The following is a 12040-nucleotide window of genomic DNA, read 5'->3' as shown; positions in this document are numbered from 1 at the left end:
AAGAAGCGGTGAACGCAGCTTGTTATTAATTTGAAAACTAAATAAGGGATGTTTTAGGAGAGGGATCTTCAAACGAAAGCCAGAAAATCTAAAAATGGGCATATTTTAGATTTTCTGGCTTTTTTAGGATGACAAAGTAGAACAATAGACCAGACTGCTTTTTTGACCTTTTTCTGACATGATACAAGGGTTCTTTATTCATTTATGAATGGTCAAAATGGACGCCTTTTGAAATTCTTCAAAATTTTGTAAAACCGATGGTTAGACGTATATTAAAGTAGAATATTTCTTTTTTATTCTAGGTTCTTCACAAGATATAAACAAGCTTTCACAAGAAGATTCCCTTTATTGAACCGCATGATAATGCTATAATTAGAAGGATTGATAATAGAAAGGATGTTGTGAATGTCATCCAAAGAAAACTTATTAAAGGGAATGAACCCTCGTCAAAAAGAAGCGGTTCTACATACGGATGGCCCGCTTTTATTGATGGCTGGCGCCGGTAGTGGGAAAACCCGCGTTTTGACGCATCGAATCGCTTATTTGATTGAAGAAAAAGAAGTGAATCCGTGGAATATCTTGGCGATCACCTTTACCAATAAAGCGGCGAAAGAAATGAAAGAACGGGTCAATGCTATTTTAGAAACAGGCGGCGAAGATGTTTGGGTATCTACCTTTCACTCCATGTGTGTCCGTATTTTAAGACGTGATGTGGATTATATCGGGTATAACCGAAACTTTACGATTATTGATTCTTCCGAACAATTATCGTTGATGAAACGAATTTTGAAGGAACTGAATATCGACCCTAAAAAGTACGATCCAAGAAGCCTTTTAGGTTCGATCTCGCAAGCAAAAAATAGCTTATTGTCACCAGAGGCTTTTGCCAAAATGCAAGGCAGTTACTATGAAGAAATTGCTGCGAAATGCTATGCAGCATACCAGAAGGAACTCCAATACAACCAATGTATGGATTTTGATGATCTGATCATGAATACGATCCGTTTATTTGATGAGCATCCAGATTCATTGACGTATTACCAAAACAAATTCCATTACATCCATGTAGATGAATATCAAGATACGAACCATGCACAATATACGTTGGTCAATCTATTAGCCGGACGTTTCAGAAATCTTTGCGTAGTAGGAGATGCAGATCAAAGTATTTACGGTTGGCGTGGAGCAGATATGCAAAACATCTTGGACTTTGAAAAAGATTATCCAGATGCTGCGGTGATCTTGTTAGAACAAAATTATCGCTCAACAAAAACAATCTTGAATGCAGCGAATCAAGTCATTGAAAACAACAGCAATCGCAAACCCAAAAATCTATGGACTGAAAATCAAGATGGGAATAAAATCACCTACTATCGAGCAGACAATGAACGTGACGAAACACGTTTTATTGTAGAAAGAATGCAAGAAGAGATCCAGATGAATCGTCGGAATTATGGAGATTTTGCTATTCTTTACCGAACAAATGCCCAATCGCGTGTCATGGAAGAAACCTTACTGAAAGCCAATATTCCGTACAAAATGGTTGGAGGTCATAAATTCTATGATCGAAAAGAAATCAAAGATGTTTTGGCGTATCTTAATGTGATGGCTAATCCTCAAGATTCACTGAGTTTTGAGCGGATCGTCAACTCACCAAAACGTGGCATTGGACCAGGATCGGTGGAAAAACTCCGTAGCTTTGCCACGATGCACGAATGGCCATTGCTAGAGGCTGCAAGAAATGTTGAATTAGCGAACATCGGTGGAAAAGCCGGAACACAATTAGGCTCTTTTGGCGAGATGATGCACCAATTGACTGAAATGATCCCTTATTTGACCGTCACAGAGTTAACCAAAGAAGTGTTAGAGCGTAGCGGCTATTTAGATGATCTAAAAATCCAAAATACCTTAGAATCACAAGCACGTATCGAAAACTTGGAAGAGTTTTTGACCGTGACACAAGAATTTGATAAACAATTTGAAAAAGAAGGATTAGATAATGCAGAATCACCAGAAGACAAATTGACCGTATTCTTGAATGATTTAGCGCTTGTTTCAGATCTGGATAATTTAGAAGAAGAAACGAAACAAGTAACATTGATGACATTACATGCGGCTAAAGGATTAGAATTTCCAGTGGTATTCTTGATTGGTTTAGAGGAAGGGGTTTTTCCGCTTTCACGTGCCTTGATGGAAGAAAGTGAATTGGAAGAAGAACGTCGATTGGCTTATGTGGGGATCACCAGAGCCGAAGAAGCATTGTTTTTAACAAATGCCTTTTCGCGAACGTTGTATGGACGCACGCAGTACAATCGCCCATCACGTTTCTTAGAAGAAATTGATCAAGAATTATTAGACATCCATGGCATGCGTCCAACACCGAATGCGTCTCAACCGTCACCTTTTCGTACGAATAACGCGACACCTAAGTACCAAGAACCAACAAAAGCAGGTGTTTCAGCAAAAGTCGCTACAGGTGGTGAAACAGGTGGTTGGAAACCAGGAGATAAAGTCAAACATAAAAAATGGGGACCAGGAACAGTGGTTAGAGTAAGTGGTGACGCAAAAGATCTTGAACTTGATATTGCTTTTCCAAGTCAAGGAGTCAAGCGTGTATTAGCCGCTTTTGCACCAATCGAAAAAGTTTAGTTCAATAGGGGGAGAAAAAGATGGAACACGAAATGACGATCGATGAAGCAACAAAAAAAGCAGAAGAACTCAGAGTGCAGTTAGATCGTTGGTCTCGTGAGTATTATGTGTTGGACCAGCCAACAGTAGAAGATTATATCTACGACAAAACCTATGCCGAATTAGTGGCGATCGAAGAACAATATCCAGACCTGATCACCGCAGATTCACCGACACAACGAGTAGGTGGAAAGATTCTTTCAGCATTTGAAAAAGTCACACATGACATTCCATTATATAGTTTGAACGATGTCTTCAATAAAGAAGAACTATTAGCATTTGATCAACGCGTCCAAAAAGCAATCGGCCATCCAGTCGATTATTGCTGTGAATTGAAAATCGATGGTTTATCGGTATCCTTGCGTTATGAGAATGGCGAGTTTGTTCGGGGAGCAACTCGTGGGGATGGTTCTGTCGGCGAAAATATCACGGAAAATCTGAAAACTGTACGCTCTGTTCCAATCAAATTAAAAGAACCAATGAGTATTGAAGTGCGTGGCGAATGCTTTATGCCAAAACGTTCATTTGTAAAATTGAACCAAAAAAATGAAGAAGAAGGTAAACCAGTCTTTGCCAATCCCCGCAATGCTGCAGCGGGTTCCTTGCGCCAGTTAGATTCCAAGATCACAGCAAAAAGAAATCTTGATACGTTCTTATATACCGTAGCCGATTTTGGACCAATGCAAGCCACTACGCAATACGAAGCGTTAGAAGAATTAGACAAGATCGGTTTCCATACGAACCATGAAAAACGGCTTTGTCACTCAATCGAAGAAGTTTGGGCGTTCATTGAGGAATACCATGAAAAACGAAAAGACTTACCTTATGAGATCGACGGGATCGTTATTAAAGTCAATGACTTTTCAATCCAAGACCAATTAGGTTTTACGGTTAAAGCCCCACGTTGGGCAACAGCCTATAAATTTCCACCTGAAGAAGTAGAAACGGTCATCGAAGAAATCGAATGGACGGTCGGCAGAACGGGTGTAGTGACACCGACAGCGATCATGACACCAGTTCGTGTTGCTGGAACGACGGTCAGTCGCGCCAGTCTGCATAACGGGGATTATATCCAAATGAAAGATATCCGCTTGAACGATACTGTCCAAATCTATAAGGCAGGGGATATCATTCCAGAAGTCGCACAAGTTATTTTAGATAAACGTCCAAAAGACAGCGAGCCTTATAAAATGCCCGAACATTGCCCTGTCTGTCACAGTGAGTTGGTTCATTTAGATGAAGAAGTTGCCTTGCGTTGCATCAATCCGAAGTGTCCCGCACAAATGAAAGAAGGACTGAACCATTTCGTTTCCCGAAATGCGATGAACATCGATGGCTTAGGCCCAAGAGTCTTGGAACAGATGTACGATAAGAAACTAGTCGCTGATGTTGCCGATCTCTATAAACTAACAGAAGAAGAATTATTGACCTTAGACAAAATCAAAGAAAAATCAGCGAATAATATTTTAACAGCGATCGACAATAGCAAAGATAACTCGGTAGAACGCTTGATCTTTGGTTTAGGTATCCGTCACGTTGGCGCAAAAGCAGCGAAAATCTTAGCAGAGCATTTTGGCGATTTAGAAACGTTGAGTCGCAGCGATTTTGAATCAATCATCCAATTAGATACGATTGGGGATATTATTGCAGATAGTGTAGTGACTTATTTTGACAACGAAGAAGTCCACGAGTTGATGGAAGAGTTAAAACAAGCAGGTGTCAACCTTGAATACAAAGGGATTCGTTCGACACAGCTGAAAGAAGTAGAATCGCCGTTCAAAAACAAGACGATCGTATTGACGGGTAAACTAACTCGATTCACAAGGGAAGAAGCCAAAGAAACGATTGAGAATCTTGGCGGAAAAGTCACTGGTAGCGTGTCGAAAAAAACAGATATCGTTGTCGCTGGCGAAGATGCGGGTAGTAAATTAACGAAAGCCCAAGAGTTAGGGGTCGAGGTTTGGACGGAAGATCAAATGGCTGACGCGTTAGCAGAGAGTCATCCTGTCGAGGGAGCAGAATAATTTTTCAGATAAATTTCAAGAAAGAATTTCAGAATGCGAATTTCTTATGTTAAAATAAGAAGCAAAGTTTTCATTTAGGAAAGAAGGGGTACTATGGCGATTAGTGAAGAACAAGTAAAACATGTAGCGAAGTTAGCCAAATTGAAATTTGCCGATGAAGAGCGCGCAGGTTTTACTGACCAATTAGGAAAAATCATTGATATGGTAGAAATGCTGGAAGAAGTAGACACAGAAGGCGTACCATTTACATCAAACGTCGTTGAAACTGTCAACGTCATGCGACAAGACCGTGCACAACTAGGTTGGAGCAGAGATGAATTATTAAAAAATGTACCAGAAAAAGAAGATGGGTTCATCAAAGTACCAGCAATCATCGATAATGGGGAGGCTGGCGCATAATGACAGAATTATACAATCGTTCATTAGAAGAACTACACGACTTATTAGTGTCAAAAGAAATCACTGCACAAGACTTAGTGAGAGCTACATTTGATCGTATCAAGGATACAGAACCTGCGATTGATGCATTCATTACATTGAATGAAGAGAAAGCTTTAGCCCAAGCCAAAGCCTTAGATGAAAAAGGCATCGATGAGCATAATGTCCTTTCTGGTATCCCGATCGGTATCAAAGACAACATCGTGACAAAAGATCTTTTGACGACAGCAGCTTCAAAGATCCTTTATAATTTTGAACCGATCTACGATGCGACAGTCATGGAAAAAGTATACGAAGCAGACATGATCCCTGTTGGTAAATTGAACATGGATGAATTTGCAATGGGCGGAAGTACCGAAACTTCTTACTTCAAAAAAACAAAGAACGCTTGGGATCAAACAAAAGTACCTGGCGGATCATCTGGTGGTTCAGCCGCCGCAGTTGCCGCAGGACAAGTGCCAGTTTCTCTAGGTAGTGACACTGGTGGAAGTATCCGCCAACCAGCCGCTTTCAATGGGATCGTAGGAATGAAACCAACTTATGGTCGTGTGTCACGTTTCGGTTTGATTGCATTTGCTTCATCTTTAGACCAAATCGGTCCAATGACCCGGACAGTCAAAGATAACGCATTAGCATTGACCGCAATCAGTGGCTACGACGAAAAAGACGGTACTTCATCTGGTGTATCTGTGCCTAACTTTGCAGATGGCTTGTCTGGTGATATTAAAGGAATGAAGATTGCTTTACCTAAAGAATATTTAGGTGAAGGTGTCGATGAAGGCGTGAAAGAAGCAATTCTTAAAGCAGCTGAAACATTCCGTTCATTAGGTGCAACAGTTGAAGAAGTTAGCTTACCTCATTCAAAATATGGCGTGGCTGTCTACTATATCATTGCTTCATCTGAAGCAAGTTCGAACTTGCAACGTTTTGACGGTATTCGTTATGGATATCGTTCAGAAGATGTCAAGAACTTGGATGACGTTTATGTCAATTCACGTTCTGAAGGTTTCGGAGAAGAAGTAAAACGCCGGATCATGTTAGGAACGTTCTCATTGAGTGCAGGTTACTATGACGCGCATTTCAAAAAAGCAGGACAAGTCCGTACATTGATCAAGCGTGACTTTGAAAAAGTTTTCGCGGATTATGATTTGATCATCGGCCCTTCTTCACCAACAGTTGCGTTCGGTCTTGGTGAAAATATCAACGACCCGATCACGATGTATATGAGTGATATCTTGACGATCCCAGTGAACTTGGCAGGACTACCAGGCATGTCAGTACCTGCAGGCTTATCGGAAGGATTACCAGTTGGTTTACAGATCATCGGTAATTATTTCGAAGAGAAAACCATGTATCAAGCAGCTTATGCGTTTGAGCAAGCGACTGAGTTCCATCGTCAACAACCAGCTATTTTAGGAGGGAAAGCCGAATGAATTTTGAAACAGTCATTGGACTTGAAGTCCATGTGGAATTAAAAACCAACTCAAAAATCTTCTCTCCAGCTCCTGCGCATTTTGGTGCTGAACCAAACAGCAACACCAATGTGATCGACTGGGGATACCCTGGAGTTTTACCAGTAATGAATAAAGCCGCGCTGGAATTTGGGATGCGTGCAGCGTTAGCATTGAATTGCGAAATTTCGAAAGATACTCATTTTGACCGCAAAAACTATTTCTATCCTGACAATCCCAAAGCTTACCAAATCTCACAATTCGATCAACCAATCGGTCATGATGGCTGGATTGAGATCGAAGTAGAAGGTAAAAAGAAAAAAATCCGCATTGAACGTGTGCATTTAGAAGAAGATGCAGGGAAAAACATGCACGGCATCGGTGGTTACTCTTATGTCGATCTAAACAGACAAGGAACACCATTGATCGAGATCGTTTCAGAAGCAGACATGCGTTCTCCAGAAGAAGCCTATGCTTATTTAGAAGCTTTGCGTTCTGTAATCCAATTTACTGAAGTCAGTGACGTGAAATTAGAAGAAGGTTCAATGCGTTGTGATGCGAACATTTCTTTACGCCCCTATGGACAAGAAGAATTTGGGACAAAAGCAGAATTGAAAAACTTGAACTCCCTTTCTTTTGTCAAAAAAGGTTTAGCATTTGAAGAAAAACGCCAAGCAAAAGTATTGTTATCTGGTGGAGAGATCCAACAAGAAACTCGTCGCTTTGATGAAACGACGAATAAGACGATCTTGATGCGTGTCAAAGAAGGGTCAAGTGACTATCGTTACTTCCCAGAACCTGATATCCCAAGATTCGTGATCGATGACGAATGGATCCAACGAGTGAAAGCAAGCTTACCAGAAATGCCTGCCTCTCGTCGTGAACGTTATATTCGTGAACTGGGTCTACCAGAGTATGATGCAAAAGTATTGACACTATCAAAAGAAATGTCTGATTTCTTTGAAGCAACATTGGAAAATGGGGCAGATGCCAAACAAGCATCCAACTGGTTGATGGGTGAAGTATCAGCTTACTTAAACAGTGAAAAGTTAGAATTAGCTGAAACGAAATTAACACCTGAAAACTTAGCAGGTATGATTCTTTTGATCGCAGATGGTACGATCAGTTCTAAAATTGCGAAAAAAGTCTTTCGTGAGTTGATCATGAATGGCGGAGATGCACAAAGTGTTGTCGAAGCAAACGGTTGGGTCCAATTATCTGACCCAGCGAAGTTATTACCGATCATCAATGAAATTTTAGATAACAATCAACAATCTGTTGATGATTTCAAAAACGGAAAAGACCGTGCAGTCGGTTTCTTAGTTGGACAAATCATGAAAGCTACTAAAGGACAAGCAAACCCAGGTGTGGTCAACAAATTGCTAAATGAAGAATTAGCGAAACGATAGAGGGATGCTATGAAAAAAGCGCGTGTGATCTATAATCCGGTCTCAGGTAAAGAATTGTTAAAACGTAATCTTGCCGACATCCTCCAAGCTTTGGAGGAGTCGGGCTATGAAGCAAGTGCTTATGCCACGACTCCGGAAGAGGACTCGGCAAAAAATGAAGCACGACGAGTCGCTGAGTTAGGTTTTGATCTTGTCGTTGCTGCTGGTGGCGATGGGACGATCAATGAAGTCGTCAATGGTATCGCCTCACTGGAAGTTAGACCTAAAATGGCGATCATTCCAGCGGGAACGACCAATGACTATGCTCGCGCCTTGAAGATTCCTCGAGATAATATCAAGGCAGCAGCAGAAGTCATCAAAAAGAATCAAACAGTCAAAATGGATATCGGTCAATCCGATAATAGCTATTTCATCAATATTGCAGCTGGTGGCTACTTGACAGAATTGACCTACGAAGTTCCTTCCGAATTGAAAAGTATTTTTGGCTATCTTGCATATTTGGCAAAAGGAGCAGAAATGTTACCACGTGTCAAACCGATCAAGATGCACTTGAAGTATGACGAAGGAGAATATAATGGCAATGCTTCGATGTTCTTTTTAGGGTTGACGAATTCCGTTGGTGGATTTGAACAAATTGCGCCTGATGCAAAGCTAGATGATGGAAAATTTTCTTTGATCATTGTCAAAACGGCGAATATTTTTGAGATCCTACACATTGCGGCACTCATGCTCAATGGAGGAAAGCATGTAGATGATCCAAGGGTCATTTATACAAAAACAAGTTCCCTTTATGTTGAAACCGAAGATAATGCGAATCGTCCTGTCATGATCAATTTAGATGGCGAATATGGAGGTAATGCTCCGATGCATTTCCAAAATCTTCATCAACATATCGAGTTTTATGCAAACACAGATCAAATTCCAGATGAGGCAATCACTGGTTTTGAGGAAGAAGAACTAGAAGAAGTTAGCAAAGAATTCGTCAAAGAAGTAGAACGTTTGACGGATGAAGACATCGATGGCGATGGCAAAATTGCTGATAAGGATCAGAACTGAGCAGGATTGGACGACTATTAGAAGGAAAAAGCAATGATCATAGGATTACTTGCTTTTTCCAATAGACTGAAGAAAAAAAGGGCTGGGAATGAATGGATATCCCAGCTCTTTCCTTTGTTGAACGGACAAAATTAGAAACCATTCAAAAGAATAGGAGTAATGAAATGACACAAACAATTAAGAAAAATGAACGGTATACTGTTGATATCATCGATTTAAGTTACGAGGGGTTAGGTGTTGCGAAAATTGATGGCTATCCATTATTTATTGAAAATGCTTTGCCAGGTGAACAAGTGGAGATCCTTGTCGTAAAAGCAGGCAATAAATTTGGCTACGGTAAGGTCGAAAACTGGTTGACGACGTCACCAGACCGTCAAGAAATCACTAGTAATGTTCTGTTGCGTACAGGAATCGCTCCTTTAGCCCATTTAAGTTATGATCAACAATTAGTATTCAAACAAAAACAAGTCGAACACGTTTTAGCTAAAATCGCTAAAATGCCTGAAGTCACAGTACAACCAACGATCGGGATGGAAGAACCTACAGGATATCGCAATAAAGCACAGATTCCTGTTCGTCGCGTCGAAGGCGAATTAGTGACTGGTTTTTACAAGAAAAACAGTCATGACTTAGTGGAAATAGAAGATTTCTTCATCCAAGACCCACAAATCGATCAAGCCATCATTAAGGTAAGAGACATCTTGCAACGTTTCCAAGTACGTGGCTACAATGAAGAAAAAAATGAAGGACAAATTCGTCATATCATTGTTCGTAGAGGTCATTACACCCATCAAATGATGGTCGTTCTAGTCACTCGAAAAGAAAAATTCTTCAAAGCGAAAGAAATCGCTGAAGCCATCCATGAAGCTTTACCGGAAGTGGTGTCAGTGATCCAAAATATCAACGAAGAAAAAACGAATGTCATTTTAGGAGAAAAAGAAAAAGTTCTTTTCGGACAATCTTATATTGAAGATCAATTACTTGGTAAGACCTATCGTATTTCTTCTAAATCCTTTTATCAGGTCAATACAGTACAAACCGAAGTACTGTATCAAAAAGCGATTGAATTTGCTGAATTGAAAAATGACGATGTCGTGATTGATGCCTATTCAGGAATTGGAACGATTGGTTTATCTATCGCAGACCAAGTAGCAAGCGTTTATGGAATGGAAATCGTACCAGCAGCAATTGAAGATGCACAGTTTAACGCATTGACAAATAAAATCGAAAATGCGCATTATGAAGTTGGAAAAGCCGAAACAGTCATGAAAAAATGGCAAGAAAAAGGGATCAAACCAACTGTTTTAGTTGTCGATCCTCCAAGAAAAGGCTTGGATGCACGCTTTATTGATTCAGCGATCGAGATGGCTCCTGAACGAATCGTTTATATCTCATGCAATCCTGCAACGTTTGCCAGAGATGTGAAGTTGTTTGCAGAAGATGGTTATAAATTGGAAAAAGTCCAACCAGTTGATTTATTCCCACAAACACATCATGTGGAATGTGTCGGATTATTACGTAAAGGTTAATTGATTTAAATAGATGAGCGCAAGGCATTATATCCTATAAACTCATTTTAGAAGACGTTTCTGTCAAAAGAAACGTCTTTTTTAGGTGAGTGATAATATTAGTTATCAAGGAGAGCTCTTCTAAAAATGGTATCGTACTCAAAATATAAAAAGAAAACTTAGTTGTCACCTGAAATTAGCAACGTACATAAAATTTTCACATTCACAAAGGACTATAAACTAGACCATCACATTAAGGATGGAGGAGAGCGACTAGAAAGTCTTTATACCAATAGATTGTTGATTTTGAAAACTATCAAAAGATTTTTAAATGTTTTGGGGTCTAATCCTGAATGTACTCGATAGGTCAAAAATTTTGTAAAATAGACGATTGATACTATCCAAATTAGACTTCTTAAAAAACTTTGTGTATAAAATTTACAATCTTTAGTGGTTTTATAGATTAAAAGTATCAGCATTTTGTTGATGTTTTTTTCTGACATCACTCTTGTTAATGGTTGGAGCCATAATCACTAGCAACATTTTTGGAAGATGGATAGATTACAAGTAAATCCCTATAAAATTACCTTAATCCAAGCATTTTTTTTGCGAAAGTCTCCATTTCTTGAGCATAATCATTAAAATCCAATAGTCTAAACATATCGATAAATGAATCAATCGTGTTGAAATTTTTGACAGTAGGATCATACTTACATTTTAAGATCTCAGTAAAAATATTATATAAAATACGTTCTCTTACATAATTGATCGTGTTGAAACTTTTGAGTTCGGCTAAATAGAAGTTCATATTTTCAAGCTCGTCTCTTTCAAATTTCAACATGATAACGTTGATTATAAAGAAGCTATATAATTTGTAAAATTTAAAACTCCCTCGCACATTCCGATATTTTTTTCGAAGAATTTTTACTTTTGAAAAAATATAAGCATCATTAAAAAGGGAGAGACAGTTGGAGAATAAATTTAATTCGAATGCTCCCCATACTTCTACATCATTTAAATAGTTCTTTATAACCATAACTTCATTCTCTGTGATAATAAATTTTTCAGCCCTGATTTTTCGATATAATAATAATTTGTATTGGATGAATAAGTAATAATAATAGAAATCATTACTTTTCATGTATAGCTGATATGTATGGTTTATTTTTTCTTCTAAGTCAGTCCAGTTATACGTATAATAGGCTTTTTCTAATACTTTATTCGCTTTTTCCTTATTTGAAGCTACTGTTTGATTTGGCCATTCTTCATTAAAATGTAGTAAAAAGTAATCTTCAACAGAAATATTTAATCTGTCCAAGTACGATTGGAACAAATTCAAAGAAATATTAGTTCCAGTATTTTCGAAAGAAGAAAGAGTTGTTCGGCTACAAATCCCTTCGCTTAGAGTTCTCTGACTTATATTTCTTTCTTTGCGTAATCTTTTTATTATTTCATGATGTTTCATT

The 12040-nt window shown here is 39.0% G+C and carries 8 protein-coding genes; 7 read left to right on the top strand and 1 reads right to left on the bottom strand.

What is annotated here, in order from left to right; genetic code table 11:
* Positions 1-405: 405 nt before the first annotated feature.
* The 7 genes from pcrA to rlmD all read left to right on the top strand — a co-directional run bounded on the left by pcrA (position 406) and on the right by rlmD (position 10595).
* On the top strand, positions 406-2649 hold the full coding sequence (gene pcrA / locus IGJ19_RS08020; protein WP_430603624.1) for a DNA helicase PcrA: 2244 nt from the start codon (positions 406-408) through the stop codon (positions 2647-2649).
* Positions 2650-2669: 20 nt separating this feature from the next.
* Positions 2670-4712, top strand: coding sequence for an NAD-dependent DNA ligase LigA (ligA, locus tag IGJ19_RS08015; RefSeq protein WP_071866273.1), 2043 nt, complete (start codon positions 2670-2672; stop codon positions 4710-4712).
* A 93-nt stretch (positions 4713-4805) separates the two neighbouring features.
* The gene (gene gatC / locus IGJ19_RS08010; RefSeq protein WP_010735262.1) at positions 4806-5111 is read left to right on the top strand and encodes an Asp-tRNA(Asn)/Glu-tRNA(Gln) amidotransferase subunit GatC; all 306 of its coding nucleotides are present in this window, start codon (positions 4806-4808) and stop codon (positions 5109-5111) included.
* Positions 5111-6583, top strand: a complete 1473-nt coding sequence (gene gatA, locus IGJ19_RS08005; protein WP_071866274.1) for an Asp-tRNA(Asn)/Glu-tRNA(Gln) amidotransferase subunit GatA — start codon at positions 5111-5113, stop codon at positions 6581-6583. Before gatC ends, gatA begins: the two co-directional genes overlap by 1 nt.
* On the top strand, positions 6580-8010 hold the full coding sequence (gene gatB / locus IGJ19_RS08000; RefSeq protein ID WP_071866275.1) for an Asp-tRNA(Asn)/Glu-tRNA(Gln) amidotransferase subunit GatB: 1431 nt from the start codon (positions 6580-6582) through the stop codon (positions 8008-8010). Before gatA ends, gatB begins: the two co-directional genes overlap by 4 nt.
* Positions 8011-8019: 9 nt before the next feature.
* Positions 8020-9066: a diacylglycerol kinase gene (locus IGJ19_RS07995; protein WP_023519798.1), complete on the top strand. Its 1047-nt coding sequence runs from the start codon at positions 8020-8022 to the stop codon at positions 9064-9066.
* Between the two features lie 164 nt (positions 9067-9230).
* A complete protein-coding gene (rlmD, locus tag IGJ19_RS07990; RefSeq protein ID WP_086334765.1) occupies positions 9231-10595 on the top strand; it encodes a 23S rRNA (uracil(1939)-C(5))-methyltransferase RlmD in 1365 nt (454 codons plus the stop codon).
* A 562-nt stretch (positions 10596-11157) separates the two neighbouring features.
* Here rlmD and IGJ19_RS07985 read toward each other — a convergent pair.
* Positions 11158-12039 carry an Rgg/GadR/MutR family transcriptional regulator gene (locus tag IGJ19_RS07985; protein WP_071866277.1) on the bottom strand — a complete coding sequence of 294 codons (882 nt, stop codon included), beginning with the start codon at positions 12037-12039 and terminating at the stop codon, positions 11158-11160.
* Position 12040 lies beyond the last annotated feature (1 nt).

The sequence above is a fragment of the Enterococcus sp. DIV1368b genome (genome assembly GCF_050529595.1).
Taxonomy (GTDB): Bacteria; Bacillota; Bacilli; order Lactobacillales; family Enterococcaceae; genus Enterococcus_B; species Enterococcus_B mundtii.
Note: the sequence above shows the minus strand (reverse complement) of the source record. Positions and strands in the feature narration are given on the sequence as shown.

Excerpts from the sequence above, each read along its gene's own strand:
- gatB (WP_071866275.1), top strand. The coding sequence starts at position 6,580 with ATGAATTTTGAAACAGTCATTGGACTTGAAGTCCATGTGGAATTAAAA.
- ligA (WP_071866273.1), top strand. The coding sequence starts at position 2,670 with ATGGAACACGAAATGACGATCGATGAAGCAACAAAAAAAGCAGAAGAA.
- IGJ19_RS07985 (WP_071866277.1), bottom strand. The coding sequence starts at position 12,039 with ATGAAACATCATGAAATAATAAAAAGATTACGCAAAGAAAGAAATATA.
- gatC (WP_010735262.1), top strand. The coding sequence starts at position 4,806 with ATGGCGATTAGTGAAGAACAAGTAAAACATGTAGCGAAGTTAGCCAAA.
- rlmD (WP_086334765.1), top strand. The coding sequence starts at position 9,231 with ATGACACAAACAATTAAGAAAAATGAACGGTATACTGTTGATATCATC.
- pcrA (WP_430603624.1), top strand. The coding sequence starts at position 406 with ATGTCATCCAAAGAAAACTTATTAAAGGGAATGAACCCTCGTCAAAAA.
- gatA (WP_071866274.1), top strand. The coding sequence starts at position 5,111 with ATGACAGAATTATACAATCGTTCATTAGAAGAACTACACGACTTATTA.
- IGJ19_RS07995 (WP_023519798.1), top strand. The coding sequence starts at position 8,020 with ATGAAAAAAGCGCGTGTGATCTATAATCCGGTCTCAGGTAAAGAATTG.